The following is a 25535-nucleotide window of genomic DNA, read 5'->3' as shown; positions in this document are numbered from 1 at the left end:
GTCCGGTCCCTGCAACAACGCACTTTTACGTTCCCAACAAAACCACAAAGACGGAAAACGATATGCACATTAAAAAGCTCGTGCTCGCAATGGCCATCGGCGCAGTTCTGTCGGCTTCTACGGTGTTGGTTCCGGATGGTTTGTCCGGGGTGTCCAGTGCTTATGCCAAGGATGGGGGAAGCGGTGGTGGCGGCGGAGGTGGCGGAGGTGGCCACGGCGGCAATGGTGGTGGAGGCGGCGGTAGTGGTGGTGGCAGCGGAAGCGGCGGCGGAGGCAGTCACGGCGGCGGAGGCAACAGCGGCAGTGGCAGTGGCGGTGGCGGTGGCGGTGGCAGCAACAGTGGCCACAGCGGCAGCGACCACGGCACCGGCCACTCAGGCAACACCGCCTCCTCCGGCCGCAACGGCACCCATGCTGAACCTGGGGATGACCGCGGTGTGCATGTCGGCGGCGAGCCCGGCGATGACAAGCGCGCGAACTGACCTTTAGACACACCGCAATTCCTGTGGGAGCTGGCTTGCCAGCGATGAGGCCCAGTCAGGCAAAGTTGTGTTGCCTGACCCGACGCAATCGCTGGCAAGCCAGCTCCCACAGGTTTTTGTGGCGTGCAAAGATTCCGCAGACGACCACCATCAATTGTAGGAGTGAGCCTGCTCGCGATAGCGGTTATTCAGCCACTGAAGCTGTGACAGACATAACGCTATCGCGAGCAGGCTCACTCCTACAGTTTTGATCTGCGTAAGGCTCAGAGGGCGACGTTGTTCTCGTTCAGGCGTTCACGCAAAAACTCAACCAGCGCCTGCACCGGCCTTGAAGCCTGACGATGCTGCGGGTACACCGCCGACAACGTCAGCGGCTCCGGGCGCAAATCATCCAGCACCGGCACCAGCCGGCCATCCTTCAGCGCCGCGCCGACAATGAACGTCGGCAAATAGGTAATGCCCATCCCCTGCACCGCCGCATCCCTGAGCAACTCGCCGTTGTTAACGCGCATGCGCCCGGTGACATTGACCAATAACGGCTTGCCCTGCCCGGCATTGAAGCGCCATTGCACCGAACGCCCATGACCATAAGGCAGACAGTCATGGCTGTGCAGGTCTTCAGGCTTAAGCGGCGTGCCGCGCTCGGCGAGGTACGCCGGGCTGGCGCAATACACCCGTTCGATCGACGCAATGCGTCGGGCAATCAGCGTCGAGTCTTCGAGCACACCAATGCGCAGCGCCAGATCGTAGCCTTCGCCGAGCAGATCCACCGGCCGATCACTCAAATCCACTTCCACCGTCACCTCGCGATAACGCTGCAAAAACAGCGGCAGCAGACACCCCAGATGCGCCACGGCAAACGACAGCGGCGCGCTCAGGCGAATTGTCCCGCGTGGCTCGGCGGTCTGCCCGGCAATGCCCTGCTCCACCTGTTCCACTTCACCGAGTAGACGCAACGCCGATTCGTAATAGCTCTGTCCCAACGGCGTGACGTCCAGGCGCCGCGTCGAACGGTTCAACAATCGCACGCCGAGGCGCTCTTCCAACTGCATCAAGCGCCGACTGACGAACTGCTTGGACAGCCCCAACTGATCAGCCGCCGACGTGAAGCTGCCGGACTCCATGACCTGGCAAAAAATACGCATGTCTTCGAACGGGTTCATTGTCACTCTCTGGTGGACAGTTAAACGCTTTATAGCCGCTTTTTCACTTTCAAGCAGCTCATTAATCTGTGCTCACGGTTTGAAAACAACCCCCTACCGGTAGGAGCTGCCGCAGGCTGCGATCTTTTGATCCTGATCTGCGCAGAGGCTGGAAAAAGGCCAAAGCAGGATCAAAAGATCGCAGCCTGCGGCAGCTCCTACATCACACATTTGAAAATGGAATTGAACATGAACATTAAAAAGACGCTGACCGCCTCCCTCCTCGCACTCTCCATCGGCAACGCTGTCGCCGCTGAAAGCAGCGGTGTCGAACACAACACCCAGGCCTTCCTCAACGCCCTCGCCGCCGGCGGTGGCAAACCTCTGGAGCAACTGAGCCCGAAAGACGCCCGTGCAGTGCTGACCGGCGCGCAGGCTTCGGTGAAGGTGGACTTGTCCGGTGTTGAAGTCAGCGACAAGGTGATCAAGGTCGACGGCCAGACGATCAACCTGAAAGTGGTGCGTCCGGCCAAGATCAAAGGCGAGTTGCCGGTGTTCATGTTCTTCCACGGTGGCGGCTGGGTACTCGGCGATTTCCCGACCCACCAGCGCTTGATTCGTGACTTGGTGGTGGGCTCTGGCGCTGTCGCGGTGTACGTCGATTACACGCCGTCGCCCGAAGCGCAGTACCCGACCGCGATCAACCAGGCTTACGCCGCGACAAAATGGGTCGCCGAGCATGGCAAGGACATCGGTGTCGACGGCAAGCGCCTGGCGGTGGCCGGCAACAGCGTCGGTGGCAACATGGCGGCGGTTGTCGCGTTGATGGCCAAGGAACAGAAAGCCCCGGCGCTGCGCTTCCAGCTGTTGATGTGGCCGGTGACCAACGCGCAGTTCGACGACGGTTCGTACCAGCAATTTGCTGAGGGCCACTTCCTCACCAAAGGCATGATGCAGTGGTTCTGGGACAACTACACCACCAACCCGGCCGAGCGTGCGCAGATCCATGCCTCGCCGCTGAATGCCAGCGCCGAACAGCTCAAGGGCTTGCCTGCCGCATTGGTGCAGACCGCCGAGTTCGACGTGCTGCGTGACGAAGGTGAAGGCTATGCGCGGCACCTTGATGCGGCCGGTGTGGCGGTGACCTCGGTGCGTTACAACGGGATGATTCATGACTTTGGTTTGCTTAATCCGCTGAGTCAGATTGCGGAAGTGAAAGCGGCAGTGCGTCAGGCGGCGGCTGAGCTGAAAACCCATCTGAATCCATAACAGCAAAAGATCGCAGCCTGCGGCAGCTCCTACATTGGAATACGTTCTTCTGTAGGAGCTGCCGCAGGCTGCGATCTTTTTATCGGCAGACACTGCGGAGCTTCGGCCATGACCCTTTTCTACACTCACCTGCTGTCCTGGAGCGCCGCCCTGCTGTTGCTCGACGCCGTGCTCTGGCACTTCTCGCCCTTCAGCCATCGAGCCCCAAAAGTCGCTGTGCGGCTGGTGCTGTTTCTGGCGTTCACGGCGCTGGTGATCAACGCCGGCGTCAGTCCGTTGCAAGCACCACAATTCACCGATGACCGCGTGGCGCAGTTGGGTGCGACGGCATTGGGGATTCTCTGGTGGCTGTACGCCGCTCGCGCGCTGACCGAAGTCATCGGCCTGGCGCTGATGCGTCGCATCGGCCACAGCGGTCGGTTGCTGCAAGACGTGATCGGCGCCCTGGTCTTTCTGGTCGCCACCGTCGCCGCGGCTGGTTACGTGCTGGAACTGCCGGTGAAAGGCTTGCTGGCGACTTCCGGTGTGGTGGCGATCGTTGTCGGTCTGGCGCTGCAAAGCACCTTGGCCGATGTGTTTTCCGGAATCGTGCTCAACACCACCAAGCCGTATCAGGTGGATGATTTTGTGGTGATCGACGGCGTCGAAGGCAAGGTATTCGACATCGACTGGCGTGCCACGCACCTGCTCACCAGCGCCGGAACCATGGCGGTAGTGCCGAACTCGGTCGCGGCCAAGGCGAAGATCGTCAACCTCAGTCGCCCGAACAACATGCATGGCGTGTCGATCAGCATCAAAGTGCCGAATCACATCCGCCCGCGTCGAGTACTCGATGCGCTTGATCGCACCTTGCAGGGCAGCAGTTCGCTGTTGCTGACGCCGGCGCCAAAAGCCGTGTTGAAAGAGGCCGGTGAAACCATGTCGGAATACGTGGCGAGCGGTTTCATCGCCGAGCTGGGCAAGAAAAGCGAGGTGCGCAATCAACTGTTCGACCTCGCTCACCGGCATCTCGAAGCGGCGGGAATCTCGCGGCATCCGGATGGCGTGATTGAACCGTCGACCCGCGCCCGCGCATTGCTCGACGAAGTGAAAATCTTCCGCTCGCTGAGCAGTGATGAGCGTGATCGCCTCGCCGAATCGATGGTTGCGCAGCAGTATGCGGCGGGCCAAGTGGTACTGGATCTGGACGAAGTGCCGGACAGTCTGTTTGTGATTGCCACCGGCGTCGTCAGTGCGACCGTGGCGGACGGCGACAGCAAGGTCGAGGTCGGCCGGATGGGACCGAGCGAGGTCATGGGTGAACAGAGCATTCTGGCCGACACGCCGTCGCAGGCGACGTTCACGGCGTTGACGTCGAGCATCATTTATCGTCTCGACAAGAATCTGACCCGCGAGTGCATGGAGCAGCGCACGGAGGTGGGTCGGGCGTTGAACAAGTTGCAGGCGGTGCGTCAGCAGAACAGTCGCCTCGCGTTGATGGCCAAGCCGGTGGCGGTGAGGAAAGGTGGCTTTCTCGGTTGGTTGCAGAAGCGTTGACACGCAAGAGTCAAGATCAACAGCTTACCCCCTCACCCCAGCCCTCTCCCCCGAAGGGGGCGAGGGGGAAAGGGAGCAGACCGCATGCAATTCAGAACCTGAGTTCGGCTCGGTATTGCACGTCGGCGTATCTCGAAAGAACCCCTCGTTCAGTCCCCTCTCCCCAAGATTTCAGAGGAAAAGGGAGCCGATCTTCAAGCTGTTCAAAACTGAAGTTCGGCTCGGTATTACACGTCGGCGTACCTCGAAAGAGCCCCTCGGTCAGTCCCCTCTCCCTCTGGGAGAGGGTTAGGGTGAGGGGCTTTTCAGGATCAGCCGATTACTTGGCAGTGAACTTGGTATAGCTGTTGATCAGGTTGCGGTAGTTAGGCAGGCGCTCCGACAGCAAATGCGCCAGGCCTTCCATGTCGTTGCGCCAGTCACCCTGCAGCTCGCACGCCACCGAGAACCAGTTCAGCAGGTGGGCACCCGCCGCCGACATCCGCGCCCATGCCGCTTGTTGCACGGTGGTGTTGAAGGTGCCGGACGAGTCAGTCACCACAAACACTTCGTAGCCTTCAGCAATCGCCGACAAGGTCGGGAACGCCACGCAAACGTCCGTCACCACGCCAGCGATGATCAGTTGCTTGCGACCCGTCGCCTTGATCGCCTTGACGAAGTCTTCGTTGTCCCACGCATTGATCTGGCCTGGACGCTGAATGAACGGCGCATCCGGAAACTGCTCGCGCAGTTCAGGCACGATCGGACCATTGGGACCTGCGTCAAAACTGGTGGTGAGGATGGTCGGCAGCTTGAAGAACTTGGCGATGTCGCCCAGCGCCAGCACGTTGTTCTTGAATTCGTTCGGGGTGAAATCCTGGACCAGCGAGATCAGGCCGGTCTGGTGATCGACCAGCAATACAACCGCATCATCTTTGTTCAGACGTGTGTAAGGAACGCTCATGGGAAAACTCCTGATGGACGGATGGATGAAGCGTGAAGCGCCGACCGGATGGCCGACGCTTCAGGGGAAATCAGAAGGCGAAGCAGGAACAGCCAAACGCGCCCCAGAAACCGGCGAAGTCGCTGACCGGCGCATTCGACATCCGCGCCTTTTCATGGCTGTGAGTGTGCACCGCGCACGGGCCGCTGCACTGGTGCACCTGCGCCTGCATCGGCGAATTCGGCCGCCAATGGCCCGGGACTTTCACCACCGGCGACCAGTCCGGCAGCACTGGAATCGAGCGCGGGCCGAGGTCTTCGAAGTCGCCAGCGGCATAAACGATCTTGCCGCCGACCACGGTCAGTACCGATTCGATCCACTTGATCGCTTCTTCCTCGACATGGAAGAAGTCCGCGCTCAGCGCCGCCAGATCCGCCAATTGGCCGACCTTTATCTGGCCTTTCTTGCCCTGCTCCGAGGAGAACCAGGCACTGCCGTGGGTGAACAGTTCCAGCGCGGTGGTGCGCGGCAGACCTTCTTCGTACAAGGCCAGACCACCGACGGTGCGGCCGCTGACCATCCAGTACAGCGAAGTCCACGGGTTGTAACTGGAAACGCGCGTAGCATCAGTGCCGGCGCCGACCGGTACGCCTTCGGCGAGCATGCGTTTGATCGGTGGCGTGGCCTCGGCAGCTTGCTTGCCGTAGCGGTCGACAAAGTACTCGCCCTGGAACGCCATGCGATCCTGAATCGCGATGCCGCCGCCCAGCGCTTTCACCCGCTCGATGTTCTGCGGAGTGATGGTTTCGGCGTGGTCGAAGAACCACGGCAGACCGTTGAACGGAATGTCACGGTTAACCTTCTCGAACACGTCGAGCATGCGGCTGATCGACTCGTTGTACGTCGCGTGCAAACGGAACGGCCAGCGCTGCTCGACCAGGTGGCGCACCACCGGCTCCAGCTCTTCCTCCATGGTTTGCGGCAGATCCGGGCGCGGTTCGAGGAAGTCTTCGAAATCCGCTGCCGAGAACACCAGCATCTCGCCGGCGCCGTTGTGGCGCAGGAAGTCGTCACCCTGGTGCAACTTGACGCTGCCGGTCCAGTTCTGGAAATCGCTCAGCTCTTCTTTCGGTTTCTGGGTGAACAGGTTGTAGGCGATACGCACGGTCAACTGGTCGTCTTTGGCCAGTTGTTCGATCACCTGATAATCGTCCGGGTAGTTCTGGAAACCACCGCCGGCATCGATCGCGCTGGTCAGGCCGAGGCGATTGAGTTCGCGCATGAACTGGCGGGTCGAGTTGACCTGATATTCCAGCGGCAGCTTCGGCCCCTTGGCCAGCGTCGAGTAGAGAATCATCGCGTTCGGCCGCGCGACCAGCATGCCGGTCGGGTTGCCGTTGCTGTCGCGGACGATCTCGCCGCCCGGCGGATTCGGCGTGTCGCGGGTGTAGCCGGCGACGCGCAACGCGGCGCGGTTGAGCAAGGCGCGGTCATACAGGTGCAGGATGAACACGGGTGTGTCCGGCGCGGCCTGGTTGATTTCTTCGAGGGTCGGCATGCGTTTTTCGGCGAACTGGAATTCGTTCCAGCCACCGACCACGCGCACCCATTGCGGAGTCGGCGTGCGGTCGGCCTGATCCTTGAGCATGCGCAGCGCGTCGGCCAGCGATGGCACGCCTTCCCAGCGCAGTTCGAGGTTGTAGTTCAAACCGCCACGAATCAGGTGCAAGTGCGAGTCGTTGAGGCCGGGGATGACGCAGCGGCCATGCATATCGACCACTTGCGTGTTCGGCCCGCGCAGGGCCATGGCCTGGTTGTCGTTGCCGACGACCACGAAGCGGCCGTCAGTGATGGCCACGGCACTGGCCAGTGGTTTGGTGCGGTCTACGGTATGAAACTGGCCATTGAATAAAATCAGATCGGCGCTCATCGCAGTTCCTCAAGCAAAGTGAAAAGGAGCAAACCCCGCGCGCTCAGCGTGGCGAGGTCTCTTGGGAATCGAGGTGTTCATGGGCCTGGCTGGCTTCGAGCCACGGCGTAAACAAACGGGTGACCGGCGGCATTACCACGTACACCACCGACAGGACGATGGTCAGGGTGATCAGGAACGTGGCGACCACGTAGTTGGAAAGCAGCGGATGCAGCGCCAGCAGCGGCCCCCAGATCAGCGGCACGAGCAAGGTGTGCGGCAGAATCACCAGCAGCGTGACCACCGCTTGCTTCCAGCGCGGCGGCGGCGAAGCGGCATCGGCCAGTGGGGTAAACCAGAATTCATTGATCGGCGCGACTTCGGTCTGATCGCCATCAGCCAGCATTGGCGCGGCTTCGGCGACCAACGCCTGACGCTGCGACGACTCCAGCCAGCCTTGCATCGCTTCGGTGGAGCTGAAGCGCAGCACGCAGGTATAGAAATCGAGACGACCGCGCTTGCCGCGCACCACGTCCACACCCAGATGCCCTTCCCGCTGCCCTGCCACGTGGACGATATTGCGCAGCCAGGCCTCGTACGCCGACTCGAAACCGGCCTTGACCCGGTGTTTGATGATCAATGTGACCGTTTCGTCGGCCCCCGGCGCTTGTGGATTGAGGACTTCAGGCATAACGCAACACTCCGGGCAAACGAACAGGAATCACCAGCCGTCCCGGCCCGGCGATCAACACAGTGGTAAACAGGATCAACAGCAACCAGCCGAACTGCCCCTCGGCCACACTCCATTGCGGATGCACGACGAGCAGTGCCACCAGCAGCACAAAGAGAATAGGCACGCAGGCCAATCGCGCCAGTAACCCGGCGACGATCAGTAGTGGACAGAGGACTTCGGCGAAGATAGCCAGGATCAACGTGAGGCGGGATCCGAGGTGGAACGGGTCTTCGATCAGTTGCAGTTGCGCGGTGAAGTCCAACAGCTTGGGCAAGCCGTGGACCCAGAGTAAAAACAATCCGCCACTGACCCGCAGGAACAGCAGACCGACGTCGCGTGCCCGTTCATCTGTTGAGGCATTCATGACCCGACCCTTGAAATGTCATTGGCTGGAATCATGCCAATGATGGTCGGGAGGAAATTGGATGGGTGTGCTCAGTTCTTGCGATCAACCAGGTTACCGGAACGCCGAAGAACTCTGTGGGAGCTGGCTTGCCAGCGATAGCGGAGTGTCAGGCGCCGTCGCTGTTGGCTGAGCTGACGCCATCGCTGGCAAGCCAGCTCCCACAGGGTTTCTGAAAGTCCACAAGTTCTGTGTGGGAACGATCAGTGGTCCCGGTTAGCCTGGCACTTCGAGGTTATCCAGTACCCGATTCACCGCCAGCTCGCCGAGCATGATCAACTGCGCAATCCCCAACAGCGCCCTGCGCTGCGGCGCGGGCAACAGGTGGGCAACGTCCTGGGCGATGGTTTTGGCCGAGGCGAGTGTTTCGCTGGCATCGGTCAGCAGTTCTTCGTTTTTGGTGTCGGCGGTTACCGCCTACATGCCGCGGGTTCTGCGTGGGGGTGGCGTGGCGCCGGGTGGAAGGAGGTAATGGTCGAGCGCGCGGTCGGCAGCTTCGTGGAGTTTTCTCGAATCGATGGATTCGTAGGGAGATGTGGGGTCGATGTCTGGCGGGATGGGTGGCGACCGTATGCAGGTTAGCGAACCGGTAAAAAGGCAACCCGGTAGACCCGAAGGTCTCCCGCATACAGCCGCCATAGCGAAGTGCAGACGATAGCCTGCGACGAAGCATGGAGCGCTGATGCTCTTTTTTGGTCCGAGTCGCTAAACCCGATCGCTGAGTTTTCAGCGACCACCAAACGATAAAGACCCGACCACAAGCGCACAAGCCGGCGGATTCTGGCTTAGCTGTAGGCAAAGGCGCAAGGCTGCGTAGCCTGAAAGAGTGTCTGATGGTGTTGCTTAAACGGCGATGTTTAAAGCACCAACAACTCGAGATTCACACCCGATCCCTGTAGGAGTGAGCCTGCTCGCGATAGCGGTATTCCAGTGACATAGATTTTGGCTGACACGACGCCATCGCGAGCAGGCTCACTCCTACAGGGGATCGATGTGTATGGGAGATATGCGCAGGGATTCAAATCGCTGGAATATCCAGCGGCGCCGCCATGAACTGGCTGATCCGCGCGCGCAACCATTTCTCCGCCGGGTCGTTGTCATGCACCCCGCTCCACGCCATCGACAATTGCGCCGCATCGATCGGGAACGGCGGATCTTCGGCGCGCAATGCACAGCCCTCAACCAACGCGCAGGCAGCGTAATCCGGCACGGTGGCGATCATCTCGGTGCCGGCGAGCAAGGCGCGCAGACCGCTGAATTGCGGCACGCCCAACACGACGCGGCGACTGCGTCCGACCTTGGCCAGGTCCATGTCGATATTGCCGCTCAGGTCGCCGGAGAACGACACCATCGCGTGTGGGCGCTCGCAGTATTCGTCCAGCGTCAGCGGCCCAGGTCGATCATCGCCGCGCAGGACTTTGCAGGGAATGTCGCGCAGTTTTTTGCGCTTGGCGTTGGCCGGCAATTCAGTGGTGTAACTGACGCCGACGGAGATTTCTCCAGAGGCCAACAGTGCCGGCATCAACAAGTAATTGGCGCGGCGCACGACCACGACAATCCCCGGCGCCTCTTGCTGAAGCTGACGCAGCAACGGCGGAAACAGGCCGAATTCGGCGTCGTCTGACAGGCCGATGCGGAAAACATCGCAACTGCTCGCCGGTTCGAACTCCTTGGCCCGGCTGACCGCGCCGGAGATGACGTCCATCGCCGGTTGCAGCTCCTTGAGAATCGCCAGCGCCCGCGCAGTCGGCTCCATGCCACGCCCGTTGCGCAGCAACAACGGATCATCGAACAGATCGCGCAAACGGCCCAACGCAGCGCTGACTGCCGGCTGGCCCATGAACAGTTTTTCGGCGACGCGGGTCAGGTTCTTTTCGAACATCAGCGCTTCGAAAATCACCAGCAGGTTCATGTCGACGCGACGCAGATCGTTACGGTTCATGGGCATGTTTTCCTTTTCGGTGTCAGCTGCTTTGGCGAGTGGGCGCTGCGCACTTTACTCGATTAACGGCACCTTGGCCGCGCGCTTGTACGGACCGTATTCCACGGGCACCCACTGAAACTGTTTGCCTTGCGCGGTGATATGACCGATGCCCGGGAACGGCAGGTGCGCCGCCGTCACCCACGTCTTGCTGGCCACCGCCGCACTGAAGACTGCCTGACGAGCGTTGATCGCTTGCGCACTGTTGACATCAAAACCGATAGACACTTCCGGATGCTCAAACTGCACAGCGAGGTTATGCACCAGATCCCCCATGAAGACGATGCTCTGATTCTGCGAGGTGAAACGGTAAGTGGTGCTGCCCGGCGTATGTCCGGCTTCCAGTGTCGCTTCGACTAATCCCGGCAACGGCGAGTGGCCAGCGGCGAACGTCTTGAAGCGCCCGGCGGCGACGTAGGCCGCCGTGGAGTCCTGGGCGATCTTGAAAAACTCTTTGGCGCCGGCCGGAGCTTTGGCCAGCGCGGTCGGATCGAGCCAGTAATCCGCTTCCGCCTTGGCGGCGTACACCGTGGCATGCGTGAACAACGCTTGTTTCTGTGCATCGACCAGACCACAGACATGATCAAGGTGCAGGTGCGTCAGCAAGATCGTATCGACCTGCTCTGGCTGGTAGCCGGCCGCCCGCATATTCGCCAGGAGCTGCCCGGCGGTGGCGCCAATGCATTGCCCGGCGCCGCTGTCGACCAGAATCAGTTGCTTGCCGGTATTGACCAGAAAGGCATTGAACGCGGTCTGGACACCCGGGGTTTCAATCGAACGGCGTGCCAGCAGCGCGCGGATCTGACTCTGACTCATGCCCTGCAACAGTTTCGGCGACAGGTCGTTGTAGCCATCGAATAAAGCGGTGACCTCGTAATCCCCTACGGCCAGGCGGAAATAGCCCGGCGCCTGAGTGCCCTGCTGTGGTGCCTGCGCCATGGCACCGGAAGTCACCAGCGCACACGTCAACGTCATCGCTGCTTTTAGGATGCCTTTCATTTGATTCCCCTTGGACCTGCCGATTGCAGCGCCCCATCGGTTCGCCACGCTTGCAGTCATCGTGCCGCAAACAGCGGGGCGCAGACTTGCAGGGATGTGCTGAGTTCAGGTCAATGCGCTGGAATTAACAACGATTAACTCGCCAGCCTCCCGCCCTCGACCAACAATGAAACCCTCTGCGCAGCGTTGTTTTTTTGACCTGAGGGGATGCGCCGACCGTGCATTCCCCATCGACACGGACTTTGGCCATGGCTCATTTACAGCACAGCGTCGCCCTCGCCCCTGCCAGCGAACCGCGCAAGACCGGGATCGGCGGGCTCAGTCCGCAACGTGAACGACAGGTCAAACAGCTGATCCTCGAACGCCTCGGCGAAAGCCTCGAGGTCACCGAACTGGCCCGCGCCTGTTCACTGTCACGCAGCCATTTTTCCCGCGCCTTCAAATGCAGCACCGGGGTGTCGCCGCAGGACTGGATTCGCACCCAGCGCATCGCGCGGGCCAAGCTGTTGATCCAGCACACCGACCTGAGCCTGACGCAAATCAGCCTGGAATGCGGGTTCTGCGATCAGGCGCATTTCTGCCATATGTTCACCCGCAGCGAAGGCATCAATCCGTTTGCCTGGCGCTGCCAGATCATGCGTGAACCGAAAGCTCACCGTTTACAACCTGCCGTGTTTTGAGCCCGGCAACCGTTGCACTGACGCTCGAACCTGAGGATTATGCCGGGACACCCCGGATCAGAATGCCTGCGCATGCGCGCCGCACTACTCCGCTCTGTCCGCCGCAGCACCGCAGGAGTGAGTCGTTGAGTCTTTTGCCGAATCAGGCCCTCGGTTTTGGCCCCTATCGGATTCATCCCGGACAACGGCGCGTGCTCGAAGGCGAGCAGCCGTTACGTCTGGGCCGACGGGCAATGGACATCCTGCTGATTCTGCTGGCCCATGCCGGCGAAGTGGTGAGCAAGCAGCAATTGATGGCCGGGGTCTGGCCGGACAGCGTGGTCGAAGAGATCAACCTGCGGGTGCACATGGCAGCGCTGCGCAAGGCGCTCGGTGACGGTCAGGCCGGCCAGCGTTACATCATCACCGTGGCGCAACGGGGCTACAGTTTTGTCGCGCCAGTGTTGCTGGAATCCATGGAGGAGCGTCCTGTGGGCGATGTCGGCGGTCGGCACAATCTGCCCTTGCGGCGCACGCGGATGATCGGCCGCCAACCGCTGGTCGATAGTTTGATGACGCAGTTGCCGCGCCAGCGCTGCATCACCCTGGTCGGCCCTGGCGGGATCGGCAAGACCACCGTGGCCCTGCGGGTAGCCGAGCAGTTGATCGGACACTATCGCGACGGCATTCGTCTGGTGGATCTGGCACCGCTGAGCGATCCGCGGTTGATCTGTTCACACCTGGCCGCCCTGCTTGATCTGGCACTCCTCGAGGGCGAACCGCAGACGGCGCTGGTCAAAGGTCTGCAACAGCGGCAGATGCTGTTGCTGCTCGACAACTGCGAGCATTTGATTGATGCCGTCGCGGCGCTCAGTGAAAGCATTCTGCGCGGCGCGCCGAAGGTGCATATCCTCGCCACCAGCCGCGAGAGCCTGCGGGCGGAAGGCGAATTCGTGCAGCGTCTCGATTCGCTCGAATACCCATTGATGAACGCGACATTGAATCGTCAGCAAGCGCTGGATTATTCGGCGCTGCAACTGTTCATCGAACGGGCCACGGCCGCGCAGGAAAGCTTTGAACTGAGCGATGCGCAGTTGCCGCAAGCAATCGAGATCTGCCACCGACTCGACGGTATTCCATTGGCGCTGGAGCTAGCGGCAGCGCAGGTCGCCGAACTGGGCCTGGAAGGTTTGCTGAGCCAGTTGCAGGGCCGTTTGCCACCGCTGGCAGCGGGTAATCAAAGCAGTCTTGAGCGCCATCTCACCCTGCGCGCCACGCTGGACTGGAGTTTCAACCTGCTCGACCGGTGCGAACAAACCTGCCTGCGCCGTCTGAGCGTGTTTTGCGGAGGGTTTACCCTGGAGTCGGCGGCGGCCGTCATCGTCGGCCAACAGATTGATCCGGGGGTGGTGTGTGTATCGATCACCCAACTGGTGGCGAAATCCCTGCTCAGCGTCGAAGTCGGTGACGAAGAGGTGTTCTATCGTCTGCTCGACACGACCCGCCGCTATGCACTGGAAAAACTCGAGCACGCCGCCGAATGCGAAGAAACCCGCGAACGCCACGCCGAACGCTGCCTGGCATTGATGCAACAGGCGCAAAGCGATTGGGAAATGACGCCGACGGCTTTGTGGATCGAGCGTTACGCCCGAGGGCTGGAAGACCTGCGCGCGGCGCTGGACTGGAGCCTTAACGGTGTCGGCCCGGGTAGTCTGGGGATTCGCCTGACAGCAGCGTCGGCGCCCCTGTGGCAAGAGTTGTCGCTGCTCAAGGAGTACGGCGGCTATGTGCGGCGGGCGCTGAGCCTGCTCAATGAACTCGGCGAATCCTGCCCGCGTCTGAAAATCTCTCTGAAACTGGCCCTCGGCAGCGCCTGTTATCACACGTGGGGAGGCACCCCGGAAACCATCCAGGCGTTCGTCGAGGCTCGCCAGTTGGCCCTCGAACACGACGACGTCGCCGGGCAATTGCGCGCGGTGTCCGGACACATGGCGGTCAACCTCAGTTGCGGGCACTACCGCATGGCGCTGGCGCAGAGTGAACAGTTCGACCGCCTCGGCCTGCACGGCGATCCGCTGTTGTCACTGAGTACCCATCGCTTGCGCGTATTGGCCCTGCACTATGCCGGCGACCAGTTGCAGGCGCGCATTCACGCCGAACAGGTCCTCCAGCGCATGGCGCAAAGCGGCCATGTCAACCGCTTCACTCATGGCTTTGGCGTGCAATACGACCAGAGCGTCGCGTCGCTGACGGTGCTGGCACGGGTCTTATGGATGCAAGGTCTGCCGGAACAAGCCTGGCGCACGGCGCGGCAGGCCCTGGACATTGCCGTACAGATCGACCATGGCACCTCGATTTGCTACACCCTCGCGCTGGCGAGTTGCCTGATCGCTCATTACAACGGTGATCAACAAAACGCCCGGGCGCTGTTGCAGCTGTTGCTGGAGCAGTCGCAGAAACATTCGGTGCTGCTGTTCAACACGTGGGCGCGGCACTACGCGCAGGTGATTGACGCGCAAGCCAAGGCGTCAGTGCCCAAGGACAGCAGCGGGCTGATACGGGAAATCATGGTGACACTGGATGGCCGTTTTATGGATGACGCGCTGCTTGAGCGGGCGCTGAGTGGTGATGCCGGGTGGAGCACGGCGGAGATCCTGCGGGCTCGGGCAAATTCGTTATTGAGTGACGATCCGGGTTGTCTGGACGGGCCCCTTCGCGAGCAAGCTCGCTCCCACATGGGTTCTGAGCACACCCAAAATCTCCGTGGGAGCGAGCTTGCTCGCGAAGAGGTTCTCCTAAACGCCACCAATATTCAGCAAGCCGAAGCACTCCTGCAACAATCCCTGGCCATCGCTCGCGCCCAAGGCGCGCTCGCCTGGGAACTGCGCAGCGCTACTTCATTGGCGCAACTCTGGCAGCGCCAATCGCGCTGTAGCGAGGCGCTGGATTTGCTCAGTCCGATCTATCAACGCTTCACCGAGGGCTACGCGACCCCGGACTTGCGCAAGGTGCGCTTGCTGATCGACGAGTTACGCGAGGGCGTGCACTCCTGAGGCCAGACGAATCCGCTTGATGTAACGCACATGCCGGCGTTCAAGCTCAATCCCTTCACCGCTGCGCTCAAGTTGCTCGCGGGCATAGCAGCGGGTGGTATTGAGCATCCGGTATCGGCCCGCACTGCCGCCCCGCTCCACCGTCAACAACGACTTCAGTGCCAGACCTTCGATGATCACGGCGAGCCGCTGCGGAGCCAGTTGCGCACAGCTGATCACCGCCAGCGCCGCCTCCAGCGTAAACGCCATTTTGAACACCGATAGACGCTGCAGTACGCGTTGTTCCTGCTCACTCAAGCGCTGATAGCACCAGTCGAATGCCGCCTGCATGGATTGGTGCCGTGGCACAGCCGTGCGCCGGCCATGGCTGAGCACTTGCAGGCCGTGGGCCATTTGCGCCTGCAAGCCGACCACCGCCAGTGCATCGATCTGCGCCGCCGCCAGTTCGATTGCCAGCGGCAAACCGTCGAGTTGCCGACAGATCTCGACCACGACTTTGACGTCCTGCTCACGCAGGCGGAAATCATGCTGTCGCGCCCGCGCACGGCTGACGAACAACTGTACCGACGAATGGCCCATGGCTTCAGTGATGCAATCGGTTGCCGAGCGCTTCGGAATGGCCAGCGGTGGCACGTACTGAAGCGTTTCCAGACTGACGTGCAAGGCTTCGCGGCAGGTGGCGAGAATCGACAGTCGAGGCGCGGCTTCGAGCAACGTTTCAAGCGCTGTTCTGCAAGCGTCGCGGTGGTGGTCACAGTTATCCAGCAGCAACAAGGCATGGCGAGTCGAGAGCCCGGTCAAATCGCACTCCAGGGTGCGCAGCACATGATCGAGGAGCGACGTGTCGCCGTCGATCAAGCTCAGATCGACCTGCCACACGCCGTCTCGGTAGTACTGCAACAACAGCTCCGCGACCCGCAATGCGACAGTGGATTTACCCACGCCGGCCGCCCCCGTGACGGTCATCAGCCGACACAGCGGCATTTGCCGCACCAGCCCGCCGACCAGCGAGTCGCGCCCGGCGACCGAGGTCAGGCGCGCAGGCAAATTATGCTGAGGCGTTTGCAGCCCCTCGAAGACCACTTGCGCGGCGCTGTCGCAACGCACCGGGGCAATAAAGCTGTAACCACATTGCGGCACGTTAACGATGTAGCGCTGACCGTTTTCGCCGTCACCCAAGGCGCGCCTGAGCGCGGCGATGTGCACGCGCAGATTGATCTCCTCGACCACCGACGTGGGCCACACCAAAGCAATCAACTGCTCTTTTCTGATCACTCGACCGGCACGCTCGACCAGCACTTGCAGGATGTCCAGCGCACGACCGCCCATGCGCAAGGGCCGATCTCCATCGAGTATCAGCCGTTGCCGCAGGTGGAAGGCGTAAGGGCCGAAATGCAGCACCGACGCCGTGTTCAAATCGTTGAGGCTATCCATGCCAACTATCTTGGCAGCCTCAGATGACGCGACAACCGCTAGACGAGGCGCAGCACGGACATCCGGGTGCGCCAGACGGACACAAGCGCTCTAGCTGAACTGTTCGCGGTACTGCGCGGGGGTCAGGCCGAGCTTTTCAGCGAACAGCGAACGCATGTGCCGGACACTGCCGAAACCGCTTTTGTAAGCCACGGTTTTAAGCGGCAGATCGCTGGTTTCCAGCAGATTTCGCGCGCAGTCGATGCGCGCACTTTGCAGAAATTCCATCGGCGTCATGTTGATATCGCGGGTGAATACCCGCGCAAAGTGCCGCGCACTCATGTTGGCAATGGCCGCCATGCGTTCGACCGTGAACGCTTCGTCGAGGTGTTCCAGCACGTAGCTTTGCGCGCGGGTGATCGGCGTTTCCTGCGGTGCCACAGCGGCCATCAGCGGACTGAACTGGGCCTGCCCGCCCTGCCGTTTCATTACCACCAGCAGAACTTTGGCGACATCCTGGGCAAGTTTCTTGCCGTGATCGCGGGCGATGACGGCGAGCGCCATATCGATCCCGGCGGTGACACCGCCCGAGGTGATCAGGTTGCGATCTTCGACATAGATCTGATCGGTCGTGACATGGGCTTTCGGGAATCCCTTGATCAGGCGTTCGGTGTAATTCCAGTGCGTGGTCACACGATAACCATCAAGCAATCCGGCATGACCCAGTACAAACGCGCCAGTGCAGATCGAGCCGTAACAGTCGACACGCTGGACAGCGCCTTTGAGCCAGGCGAACAACGACGGGAATTGTTGGTTGTAGGCGCCCGGGCCGCCCGGTACCAACAGCAGATCATAATGTTCGGTGTTGTCGTCGATAGTTCGGTCGGCATGCACCAACACACCATTGGACGCCCGAAGAGGACCACGCTCGGTGCCAAGCGTGATCAATTGATAATGCGCATCGGGTTTCAGGTAGCGGTTGGCAACCGAAAAAACCTCCAATGGCCCGGCCATGTCGAGCAGAAGAAAATCGGGGAACAGCACCATTGCCACGGTTTTCATGGGATGACATCACTTCAATCAAAGAAACATGAGACAGGCCAGACATTATGGCCAAGTCAGACATCGCAGGCGCAAGAGTTTGTGTGAAGGGTATCGCATAACTGTCAACCTGATCAGGACAGTCTTTCAATTTTCAGCTACTTATTGCCTCACTCAGTAAACAGTAACCTTCTCCTCACTCGGACGAATTCACGTCCCGCAAGGAGAATTCATCATGCTGACCCTTCGCAAAGCCTCCGATCGTGGCCTCGCCAATCATGGCTGGTTGAAGTCCTTTCACACCTTTTCCTTCGCCAGCTACCGCGACCCTCGCGAACAGGGTTTTTCCGACCTGCTGGTGATCAACGATGACCGCGTTGCCGCCGGTAAAGGCTTCGGCCAACACCCGCATCGCGACATGGAAATCTTTTCCTACGTGCTGGAAGGTGCGCTGGAACACAAGGACACGCTGGGCACCGGCTCGGTCATCCGCCCGGGTGACGTGCAATTGATGAGCGCCGGCAGTGGCGTGGCACACAGTGAGTTCAACCATTCGGCGAGCAAACCGGTGCACTTCCTGCAGATCTGGATTGTGCCGGAGGTTGCCGGTGCCAAACCGCGCTATCAACAGGAGCATTTCACCGCACAGAAAAAACGCGGTCGTCTGCAGTTGATCATTTCGCCGAACGGCCACGACGGCTCGCTGAAAGTGCGTCAGGATGCACGGGTCTTCGCCGGGCTGTTCGACGGCAAGGAAAGCGCCACGCTGGAACTGGCGGCCAACCGCTATGCCTATGTACATGTCGCACGTGGCAGTGTTGAACTCAATGGCCAACCATTGCAGGAAGGTGACGGCGTGCGGGTTCGCGAGGAGCAGTTGCTGACCTTGAGCAACGGTGTCGATGCCGAGGTGCTGGTGTTTGACTTGCGGCCGCAGGAATTGCCAGAAATGCCATGATCCGGTGTTTCAATGCTCACGAAAAACGGCCTTCTTTGAAGGCCGTTTTCTATTGTGCTAATTCGGTTGTTTGTTGCGAAGCAGGTCTTGGTGCGCCTATATCTTTACCTACCTGGATCGCCGCGAGTGTCGTCTGCAAGGTGGTTAACACCGCTGCCTGATTGGCGAAGTGCGCCCCCACGACGACGGTGATCATTCCAAGAAAATGGACGGCTGTCGTCGCCCAGTAATGCGCCTTTATTGTCGAGGCATGTTTGATGGCTTCTTTTGATTCTTCGGCGATTCGCTGTACACCGTCCCACATCAGATCGTATCGTTTATCCCTCTCCATTTGAGCCTTGTCTCGCTCAGCCTGAGTCAACAGGTAAGCATCGATTCTTGCCGACACACCCTCGACCCGAGCGTCCATCCTGGTCTCGATGGTTTCGATCCTGGCATTGAACTCTTCACGACTTATAGCGTTCATGGCTTTAGCATTCCGACTTTTACTCGACAGATCACTGACTGGATTTTGACTGAATTCCGTGGTTTTCAACTCGACACCTTCCTGGCTCTGACCCTACCGTCCCTGGTATTAACATCAGTGAAAGCCTGACGTCACTCACCGAGCTGATGAAACGATAGGCCCCATCCAGAATGCTGACAAGCCGGGAGATTCTGCCTCTGGCGTAGGCCGTTTCGTCAGAAGTTGTAGCCCTGCCAAAACAGCATTTACCTACTCATTCTCCGACGCGAACACGTCGACAATCTGCTCGATCACCGCCCTCACCCGCGCGGTATGGCGCAGGTCTGCGTGGGTTACCAGCCATACCTCATACGGGAGCGGCGTCGTGCGCTCCGGCCAGAGCCTGATCAAGCCGTCGCGCTCGCCCATGTACACCGGGATTTCTCCTACACCCAAACCGGCAGCAATCGACCGGCGCACAAGCAAACTGGAACTGAGGCTGGCGACGATCCGACCGCGACTCAACGGCTCAGACACCAACGTCAGGTCTTTTTTGCCTTGCAGATACGGTTGATAAACCACCAGATCATGCCCTTCAAATGCCGTGCCCGGCTGCGGCACGCCATTGCCGTCTATATAGGCTTGGGAAGCAAACAGCCCCACCGGCCATCGGGCAATTCGCCGGGCGATCAGGTCCGGATTGTCCGGTCGGGTATTGCGCACGGCGATATCCGCCTCGCGCTTGGCCAGGCTGAGGATTTGCGTGGAGGCATCCAGTTGCACGCGCACATCCGGGTGCCGTGCATGCAAACGGGCAATGGCCGGAATCAGAAAGTCGATGGCCAGCGAATCGGTGGTACTGACGCGCACCGTGCCGGTCAGGCGATCGTCCAGGCCTTGAATCTGCCGCTCCAGCTCCAGCGCCGAATGCTCCATTTTCTCCACGTTTTTGAGCGCCGCTTCGCCGACGGCCGTCAACGCGTAACCGTCGGAGGTGCGCAAGAACAACGTCGCGTCCAAGGACTTTTCCAGTGCCGTGATGCGCCGCCCGACGGTCGCCTGATCGACCCCCAGAATCCGTGCCGCACCCCGCAGCGTCGACTCGCGGCAAACGGCGAGAAACACCCGTGCGTCATCCCAATTCATGTTGCCTCCGTATGATGCAAATACGCATCAGCGTGCCGCTTAATCGCTGCATTAACGCAGCAAAGATAGCCGATATGCTGAACGCCATAAACCTTCCGCGAGATCGCTATCATGCGCACTTCAAACTCCACCGGTATCTGGCTGCCGATCTTTGCCGGCCTCTGCGCCAGCCTGGTCAGCATCGGACTGGCGCGTTTCGCTTACACGCCGTTGATTCCTTCGCTGATTGAAGCGCAGTGGTTCAGCGCCAATGATGTGGTCTACCTCGGTGCGGCCAATCTGGTGGGCTACCTGATCGGCGCCCTGCTCGGCCGGCCGACAGCGCGCTGGCTCGGTAATAAAAATGCCTTGCGCTTGATGATGCTGATCGTCACCGCCGCATTTTTTGCCTGTGCATTTCCCTTGTCGGTGAGCTGGTTCTTCGGCTGGCGGCTGCTGTCCGGGATTGCCGGTGGCGCGATCATGGTGTTGGTGGCGGCGACGGTATTGCCGCATGTTCCAGCCGCACGCAAAGGGTTGGCCAGTGGCGCGATTTTTCTCGGCATCGGTCTCGGCATTGCCGGCTCCGGGACGCTGGTGCCGCCGCTGTTGAGCCTGGGTTTGCAGGCGACTTGGCTGGGCCTGGGCGCATTGGCCCTGTTGCTGACTGCGCTGAGCTGGTTCGGCTGGCCGTCCGATTTTGCGCACCCGGTGGCTGCGCACGAAACGGCGTCCGTTGAACCAACGCCGCGCGCGGTCTACGTGCTGTTTGCCCAATATGCCTTTATGGCCGCTGGTCTGGTGCCGGCGATGGTGTTTCTGGTGGATTACGTGGCGCGTGGACTCGGCGCCGGGGCGCATGTCGGCGCGTTGATCTGGGTGATGTATGGCTTGGGCGCTATTGTTGGCCCGGTGAGTTATGGCTTTCTCGCCGATCAATTGGGCGCGCGGGCCGGCATTCGCCTGGTGCTGGTGGTGCAGGCGATTGCCCTCGGGTTGCTGGCGCTGACTCACTCGTTTCTCGCGCTGGCGTTGCTGGCGGTGATTCTCGGTTCATTTCCGCCCGGCATCGTGCCGCTGGCGCTGGCGCGAGTGCATGAGCTGGTGCCGGAGCACCATCGCCAGCAGATCGCCTGGAGCCGTGCCACGGTATCGTTCGCCACCTTTCAGGCGCTGGCCGGTTTTGCCTATTCGGCGCTGTTCAATGCCAGCGGCGGTCATCACGCGTTGTTATTCGTCATTGCCGCTGGCGCGATCGTCATGGCGCTGCTGCTGGAGCAAGCCATGAAATGGCTGCCCGCCCCTATTGAGCTGCGCTGCTGTGCAAATTGAAGGGAATCATTGTTTGCGCAGCGCGCTCCCATCTACAGAACTTATGCCAACAGGAATCGATATGTCCCTGCCCAACGAAATGACCCGAATCGAAATTACTGAACCCGGCGGCCCCGAGGTATTGCAACCGCGACGCGTGCCGCTGCCAGTCGCCGCAGAAGGCGAGGTGCTGATCCGCGTGCACGCCGCCGGGATCAATCGACCGGATGCCTTGCAGCGAGCCGGCAAATACCCGATGAAACCCGGCATGAATCCAATCCCCGGGTTGGAGGTTGCCGGCGAAGTCGTGGCACTCGGGACGGGTGTCAGCCAGTTCGCCGTGGGCGACAAAGTCTGCGCGCTGACCAACGGCGGTGGTTATGCCGAATACTGCGCAGTCCCGGCCGGCCAGACCTTGCCGATTCCCGACGGTCTGGACTGGCTCCACGCCGCCGCGATCCCGGAAACCTTCTTTACCGTGTGGGCCAACCTGTTCGGCCTCGGCGGTGCCAGCCGTGGCCAGCGCGCGCTGATTCATGGCGGCACCAGCGGCATCGGCACTACCGCACTGATGCTGTGCCGCGAACTCGGTATAGAAGCGTTCGCCACCGCCGGCAGCCCGGACAAATGCGCAGCGATCAGCAAGCTTGGCGGCTTGCCGATCAACTATCGCGAAGAACAGTTCGCCCAAGTCATCGCCGATAAAACCGCAGGCCAGGGCGTCAATGTGATCCTCGACATCATGGGTGGCTCGTATCTCAACGATAACGTCAGCGCCCTGGCGATGGATGGTCGTCTGGTCATGCTTGGCTTCCTCGGCGGCGCTCGGGCCAATGACTTTGATCTGCTGGCGATGATGGCCAAACGTGCGGTGATTACCGGCTCGCTGTTGCGCGCCCGTACCGCAGCCGAAAAAGCCGCGATCGCCGATCAACTGCGTGAGCACGTATGGCCGGCGCTGGCTGCCGGGCGCTGCCTGCCGATGATCGACAAGGTCTACCCACTCGTCGACGCCGCTCAGGCTCATGCGCACATGGAAGCTGGCGACCATATCGGCAAGATCGTTCTGCGGGTCGTGTGAGTCTTCGCAGCATTTGGTAATCGTTGCGCCGGGGCGGTGGTCGAAAAACTCACGCGCAGAGCGAGGCATCTGGTAAAAAGCCTTCTTTGTCTGCGCCTGAGTGAAACGTTTAATGTTCCTGTCCTTCATGACGCGTCTGCGCCGCCGCCGTTTGGCGTTCGCCTGCATGGCCGCGCTGATTATCGGCGTGCCGACCAGTTGTGCCGTACTCGAACACACCGAACGCAAACTGCTGTTTCGCATCGAGCCCGGCACGGCGGGTTGGTATCACGGCCTGCCCGGCAGCGTGCAGGAACTCGACCTGCAACCGAAGAGCTTCAAGGCCGGGCAGAACATTCATGCCTGGTGGTGGCCGGCGGAAAAGGCCAATGCGCCGGCGATTCTTTATTTGCACGGCGTACGCTGGAATCTCACCGGGCAACTGTTCCGCATCGAACAATTGCGCGCGGCGGGTTATTCGGTGCTGGCCATCGACTATCGCGGATTCGGCAAGAGTCACGGTGATCTGCCATCGGAAAGCAGCGTTTACGAAGATGCGCGGGTGGCGTGGGAGCGCTTCAAACTGCTGCAACCGGACCCGGCCAAACGCCTGATCTACGGGCACTCCCTCGGTGGCGCCGTGGCCATCGATCTGGCCGCGGAACTCGGCCAGGCCGCCGCTCGCGATCACTCTGCATTACCGGTGCGCGGGCTGGTAATCGAGTCCACCTTCACCACGCTGGCGGATGTCGCCGCGTCAGTCGCCAACACCTCACTGCCGGTGCGCTGGCTGCTCTCGCAGAAATTTGATTCGATCGACAAGATTGCCGACATTCACATGCCGCTGCTGGTGGTGCACGGTCTGGCTGACGCGTTCGTTCCACCGCGTTTCAGCGAACAACTGTTCAACGCCGCGCAACAACCCAAGCGCCTGTTGCTGGTGCCGGGCGCGACGCACAACAACAGCATGGCGCTCGGCGGGCAGAATTACCGCAAGGCGCTCGACAGCCTGATGCAGAGCAAGCCCGTCCCTCGGGTGGCCGGGCCGACAAACTTGCGCAGTGGGCGGGACACTTAACGGTAGCCGCGAGCCTGCAAATCGAACAGTTGCGCGTAGTGTCCGGCGGCGGCGATCAGTTGATCGTGGCCGCCCTGCTCGAGGATTTGGCCTTGTTGCAGCACGATGATGTGATCGGCATTGCGCACGCTGGAAAAACGATGGGAAATCAGCAAGGTCATGCGCCCTTCGCTGTGCTGGCTGAAATGCTCGAATACCGCCGCTTCGGCCGCCGGATCCAGGGCGGAAGTCGGTTCATCGAGGATCAGAATGTCGGCATCACGGCGCATGTACGCACGGGACAAGGCAATCTTCTGCCACTGCCCGCCAGACAATTCCTGGCCACCGGCAAACCAGCGTCCCAACTGCGTGGCATAACCCTTGTCGAGCCCTTCGATGAAGGGAGCCGCCATGCCTTGGGCCGCGGCCTCCTGCCAGCGTTGCGCGTCGTTGAACGCCAGGGTATCGCCGACGCCAATGTTTTCTCCGACGCTGAACTGATAGCGGATGTAATCCTGAAAAATCACGCCAATGCGCCGCCGTAACGCGGTTTCCTGCCAATCCTGCAAATCGCTGCCGTCGAGCAGGATGCGCCCTTGATCGGGGCGATAGAGCCGGGTCAGTAACTTGATCAGTGTGGTCTTGCCGGATCCGTTCTCCCCGACCAGCGCCATGCTTTGGCCTGGCACCAGTTGCAGATCAATGTTTTCCAGGGCCGGCCGACTGGCGCCCGGATAACGGAAACCGACGTTTTCGAAACGCAAACCATCGCCCGGGCACGCTCCGACCGTCAGGTGGCCGGTATCGACCTGAACCGGTTCGGCCAGGTATTCATAAAGACTGGTCAGATAGAGGCCGTCTTCGTACAGGCCGCTGATCGCACTCAGACTGCTGCTTACCGCGCCTTGGCCTTGCTTGAACAACACCAGATACATGGTCATCTGGCCGAGGCTGATCTGGCCATGCACGGCATCGATCACTACCCAGGCATAGGCCACGTAGAACGCCGCAGTACCGAGCAGGCCGAGGCCGAAACCCCAGCCGTCGCGCCGCAGTGTCAGGCGCCGGTCTTCGGCATACAGCCTGGCGAACGTGTCGCGGTAACGTTGCAGCAGCAGCGGTGCAAAGCCGAACAGCCTGACCTCTTTGATATACGTTTCGTGGGACAGCAAGGTTTCGATGTAGCTCTGCTGGCGACTCTCCGGCGCGCGGCGGGTGAACAGACGAAAGGCGTCCCCGGAAAAATGCGCCTCGGCAAAGAACACCGGCAACGCACCGACCACCAGCAGCACCAGCGCCCAGGGGGAGAAGTGCACCAGCAGCACACCAAAGCTGATCAGCATGATCAGGTTTTGAATCAAGCCCAACGACTTCATGACCAGCGCCAGTGGCCGGGTCGACGCCTCGCGACGCACGCGCACCAGTTTGTCGTAGAACTCGGAGTTCTCGAACTGCACCAGTGACAGGGTCTGTGCTTTTTCCAGGATCAGCGTATTGACCTTCTGCCCCAGTTGCACACGCAGCAGCGACTGCTGCACCGACAGTGCCCGTTGCGTGCCGGACAACATTGCCAACACCCCCGCCTCCAACAACACGTAACGCAACACGGGCCACAGCGGTGCACTGCCATGTTGCGCGTGCAACTGCATCGCGGCAACCACGGCATCGACAATCCGCTGCCCCAGCCACGCCGCCAGTGCCGGCAGCAGCCCGGCCACCAACGTTGCCAGCACCAGCCCGAGAAACAAGCCACGCGATGTCCCCCAAACCAAGCGCAAGGCTCGCTGCGCCTGATCGAACAAGGAGGTGAAACGCGATAGATCAGGCATGGGGCATTGGACTCGGCAGGCGATGGCGGTGCGTTATGGTACTCCAGCGCTACGACTGAATTTCACACGACGAGCGCGTTATCGTCGACGCGCTTTTCAGAACAAAAACATCTGGAAGACTCTGGCCTTTCCGGCGTCCAACGCTCTGCTATGTTTTAACCGCCCTACGCGGAACCCGGCGAACCCCCGCCACGCTCCGCGCCTGACT

Annotated in this window: 20 protein-coding genes and 2 pseudogenes; 9 read left to right on the top strand and 13 right to left on the bottom strand. The window is 60.7% G+C overall.

Annotated features, from left to right (window positions below; genetic code table 11):
- Positions 1-62 precede the first annotated feature (62 nt).
- Positions 63-467: pseudogene (locus U6037_RS10190) on the top strand (hypothetical protein); the annotation flags it as partial.
- A 278-nt stretch (positions 468-745) separates the two neighbouring features.
- Here the strand turns inward: U6037_RS10190 and U6037_RS10185 are convergent.
- Positions 746-1645 carry a LysR family transcriptional regulator gene (locus U6037_RS10185; RefSeq protein ID WP_322846632.1) on the bottom strand — a complete coding sequence of 300 codons (900 nt, stop codon included), beginning with the start codon at positions 1643-1645 and terminating at the stop codon, positions 746-748.
- A 228-nt stretch (positions 1646-1873) separates the two neighbouring features.
- Between U6037_RS10185 and U6037_RS10180 the strand changes: the two genes are divergently transcribed.
- Both U6037_RS10180 and U6037_RS10175 read left to right on the top strand, forming a co-directional pair.
- Complete coding sequence (locus tag U6037_RS10180; RefSeq protein ID WP_322846631.1) at positions 1874-2893, top strand: alpha/beta hydrolase; 1020 nt, start codon at positions 1874-1876, stop codon at positions 2891-2893.
- A gap of 108 nt (positions 2894-3001) precedes the next feature.
- Entirely contained in the window at positions 3002-4429 is a 1428-nt protein-coding gene (locus U6037_RS10175; RefSeq protein ID WP_322846630.1) for a mechanosensitive ion channel family protein, read from the top strand.
- Positions 4430-4748: 319 nt separating this feature from the next.
- On the opposite strand, the gene ycaC is transcribed toward U6037_RS10175, so the two are convergent.
- From ycaC to U6037_RS10140, 7 genes and pseudogenes are all read right to left on the bottom strand, one after another.
- Positions 4749-5372: an isochorismate family cysteine hydrolase YcaC gene (gene ycaC, locus U6037_RS10170; protein ID WP_007913541.1), complete on the bottom strand. Its 624-nt coding sequence runs from the start codon at positions 5370-5372 to the stop codon at positions 4749-4751.
- 70 nt (positions 5373-5442) lie between these two features.
- Entirely contained in the window at positions 5443-7281 is a 1839-nt protein-coding gene (locus U6037_RS10165; protein ID WP_322846629.1) for an amidohydrolase, read from the bottom strand.
- A gap of 43 nt (positions 7282-7324) precedes the next feature.
- Complete coding sequence (locus U6037_RS10160; RefSeq protein WP_322846628.1) at positions 7325-7951, bottom strand: antibiotic biosynthesis monooxygenase; 627 nt, start codon at positions 7949-7951, stop codon at positions 7325-7327.
- Positions 7944-8357: a DoxX family protein gene (locus U6037_RS10155; protein WP_322846627.1), complete on the bottom strand. Its 414-nt coding sequence runs from the start codon at positions 8355-8357 to the stop codon at positions 7944-7946. Before U6037_RS10155 ends, U6037_RS10160 begins: the two co-directional genes overlap by 8 nt.
- A 255-nt stretch (positions 8358-8612) precedes the next feature.
- Positions 8613-8969: pseudogene (locus U6037_RS10150) on the bottom strand (DUF6124 family protein).
- A 445-nt stretch (positions 8970-9414) separates the two neighbouring features.
- On the bottom strand, positions 9415-10338 hold the full coding sequence (locus tag U6037_RS10145) for a LysR family transcriptional regulator (RefSeq protein ID WP_322846626.1): 924 nt from the start codon (positions 10336-10338) through the stop codon (positions 9415-9417).
- 54 nt (positions 10339-10392) lie between these two features.
- Positions 10393-11376 carry an MBL fold metallo-hydrolase gene (locus U6037_RS10140; protein WP_322846625.1) on the bottom strand — a complete coding sequence of 328 codons (984 nt, stop codon included), beginning with the start codon at positions 11374-11376 and terminating at the stop codon, positions 10393-10395.
- A 248-nt stretch (positions 11377-11624) separates the two neighbouring features.
- Between U6037_RS10140 and U6037_RS10135 the strand changes: the two genes are divergently transcribed.
- Both U6037_RS10135 and U6037_RS10130 read left to right on the top strand, forming a co-directional pair.
- Complete coding sequence (locus U6037_RS10135; RefSeq protein ID WP_322846624.1) at positions 11625-12056, top strand: AraC family transcriptional regulator; 432 nt, start codon at positions 11625-11627, stop codon at positions 12054-12056.
- Positions 12057-12181: 125 nt separating this feature from the next.
- Entirely contained in the window at positions 12182-15088 is a 2907-nt protein-coding gene (locus U6037_RS10130) for an ATP-binding protein (protein ID WP_322846623.1), read from the top strand.
- On the opposite strand, the gene U6037_RS10125 is transcribed toward U6037_RS10130, so the two are convergent.
- Both U6037_RS10125 and U6037_RS10120 read right to left on the bottom strand, forming a co-directional pair.
- Positions 15065-16522, bottom strand: a complete 1458-nt coding sequence (locus U6037_RS10125; protein WP_322846622.1) for an ATP-binding protein — start codon at positions 16520-16522, stop codon at positions 15065-15067. The two genes, U6037_RS10130 and U6037_RS10125, sit on opposite strands and share 24 nt — an antisense overlap.
- A gap of 90 nt (positions 16523-16612) precedes the next feature.
- The gene (locus tag U6037_RS10120) at positions 16613-17563 is read right to left on the bottom strand and encodes a GlxA family transcriptional regulator (RefSeq protein ID WP_322846621.1); all 951 of its coding nucleotides are present in this window, start codon (positions 17561-17563) and stop codon (positions 16613-16615) included.
- Positions 17564-17777: 214 nt separating this feature from the next.
- On the opposite strand from U6037_RS10120, the gene U6037_RS10115 reads away from it, so the two are divergent.
- A complete protein-coding gene (locus U6037_RS10115; protein ID WP_322846620.1) occupies positions 17778-18500 on the top strand; it encodes a pirin family protein in 723 nt (240 codons plus the stop codon).
- A gap of 49 nt (positions 18501-18549) precedes the next feature.
- Here the strand turns inward: U6037_RS10115 and U6037_RS10110 are convergent, their stop codons facing one another.
- Together U6037_RS10110 and U6037_RS10105 are read right to left on the bottom strand one after the other, a co-directional pair.
- Positions 18550-19035, bottom strand: coding sequence for a hypothetical protein (locus U6037_RS10110; RefSeq protein ID WP_322846619.1), 486 nt, complete (start codon positions 19033-19035; stop codon positions 18550-18552).
- A 180-nt stretch (positions 19036-19215) separates the two neighbouring features.
- A complete protein-coding gene (locus U6037_RS10105) occupies positions 19216-20091 on the bottom strand; it encodes a LysR family transcriptional regulator (protein WP_322846618.1) in 876 nt (291 codons plus the stop codon).
- 111 nt (positions 20092-20202) lie between these two features.
- On the opposite strand from U6037_RS10105, the gene U6037_RS10100 reads away from it, so the two are divergent.
- The 3 genes from U6037_RS10100 to U6037_RS10090 all read left to right on the top strand — a co-directional run bounded on the left by U6037_RS10100 (position 20203) and on the right by U6037_RS10090 (position 23519).
- Positions 20203-21402, top strand: coding sequence for a YbfB/YjiJ family MFS transporter (locus tag U6037_RS10100; protein ID WP_322846617.1), 1200 nt, complete (start codon positions 20203-20205; stop codon positions 21400-21402).
- Positions 21403-21463: 61 nt separating this feature from the next.
- A complete protein-coding gene (locus U6037_RS10095) occupies positions 21464-22462 on the top strand; it encodes an NAD(P)H-quinone oxidoreductase (protein WP_322846616.1) in 999 nt (332 codons plus the stop codon).
- A 112-nt stretch (positions 22463-22574) separates the two neighbouring features.
- Positions 22575-23519, top strand: a complete 945-nt coding sequence (locus U6037_RS10090; protein ID WP_322846615.1) for an alpha/beta hydrolase — start codon at positions 22575-22577, stop codon at positions 23517-23519.
- Here U6037_RS10090 and U6037_RS10085 read toward each other — a convergent pair.
- Positions 23516-25327 carry an ABC transporter ATP-binding protein gene (locus tag U6037_RS10085; RefSeq protein WP_322846614.1) on the bottom strand — a complete coding sequence of 604 codons (1812 nt, stop codon included), beginning with the start codon at positions 25325-25327 and terminating at the stop codon, positions 23516-23518. The genes U6037_RS10090 and U6037_RS10085 overlap by 4 nt on opposite strands.
- Positions 25328-25535: the final 208 nt, after the last annotated feature.

Source organism: Pseudomonas sp. B33.4, from assembly GCF_034555375.1.
Lineage (GTDB): Bacteria > Pseudomonadota > Gammaproteobacteria > Pseudomonadales > Pseudomonadaceae > Aquipseudomonas.
Note: the sequence above shows the minus strand (reverse complement) of the source record. Positions and strands in the feature narration are given on the sequence as shown.

Excerpts from the sequence above, each read along its gene's own strand:
- U6037_RS10185 (WP_322846632.1), bottom strand. The coding sequence starts at position 1,645 with ATGAACCCGTTCGAAGACATGCGTATTTTTTGCCAGGTCATGGAGTCC.
- U6037_RS10180 (WP_322846631.1), top strand. The coding sequence starts at position 1,874 with ATGAACATTAAAAAGACGCTGACCGCCTCCCTCCTCGCACTCTCCATC.
- U6037_RS10175 (WP_322846630.1), top strand. The coding sequence starts at position 3,002 with ATGACCCTTTTCTACACTCACCTGCTGTCCTGGAGCGCCGCCCTGCTG.
- ycaC (WP_007913541.1), bottom strand. The coding sequence starts at position 5,372 with ATGAGCGTTCCTTACACACGTCTGAACAAAGATGATGCGGTTGTATTG.
- U6037_RS10165 (WP_322846629.1), bottom strand. The coding sequence starts at position 7,281 with ATGAGCGCCGATCTGATTTTATTCAATGGCCAGTTTCATACCGTAGAC.
- U6037_RS10160 (WP_322846628.1), bottom strand. The coding sequence starts at position 7,951 with ATGCCTGAAGTCCTCAATCCACAAGCGCCGGGGGCCGACGAAACGGTC.
- U6037_RS10155 (WP_322846627.1), bottom strand. The coding sequence starts at position 8,357 with ATGAATGCCTCAACAGATGAACGGGCACGCGACGTCGGTCTGCTGTTC.
- U6037_RS10145 (WP_322846626.1), bottom strand. The coding sequence starts at position 10,338 with ATGAACCGTAACGATCTGCGTCGCGTCGACATGAACCTGCTGGTGATT.
- U6037_RS10140 (WP_322846625.1), bottom strand. The coding sequence starts at position 11,376 with ATGAAAGGCATCCTAAAAGCAGCGATGACGTTGACGTGTGCGCTGGTG.
- U6037_RS10135 (WP_322846624.1), top strand. The coding sequence starts at position 11,625 with ATGGCTCATTTACAGCACAGCGTCGCCCTCGCCCCTGCCAGCGAACCG.
- U6037_RS10125 (WP_322846622.1), bottom strand. The coding sequence starts at position 16,522 with ATGGATAGCCTCAACGATTTGAACACGGCGTCGGTGCTGCATTTCGGC.
- U6037_RS10120 (WP_322846621.1), bottom strand. The coding sequence starts at position 17,563 with ATGAAAACCGTGGCAATGGTGCTGTTCCCCGATTTTCTTCTGCTCGAC.
- U6037_RS10115 (WP_322846620.1), top strand. The coding sequence starts at position 17,778 with ATGCTGACCCTTCGCAAAGCCTCCGATCGTGGCCTCGCCAATCATGGC.
- U6037_RS10105 (WP_322846618.1), bottom strand. The coding sequence starts at position 20,091 with ATGAATTGGGATGACGCACGGGTGTTTCTCGCCGTTTGCCGCGAGTCG.
- U6037_RS10100 (WP_322846617.1), top strand. The coding sequence starts at position 20,203 with ATGCGCACTTCAAACTCCACCGGTATCTGGCTGCCGATCTTTGCCGGC.
- U6037_RS10095 (WP_322846616.1), top strand. The coding sequence starts at position 21,464 with ATGTCCCTGCCCAACGAAATGACCCGAATCGAAATTACTGAACCCGGC.
- U6037_RS10090 (WP_322846615.1), top strand. The coding sequence starts at position 22,575 with ATGTTCCTGTCCTTCATGACGCGTCTGCGCCGCCGCCGTTTGGCGTTC.
- U6037_RS10085 (WP_322846614.1), bottom strand. The coding sequence starts at position 25,327 with ATGCCTGATCTATCGCGTTTCACCTCCTTGTTCGATCAGGCGCAGCGA.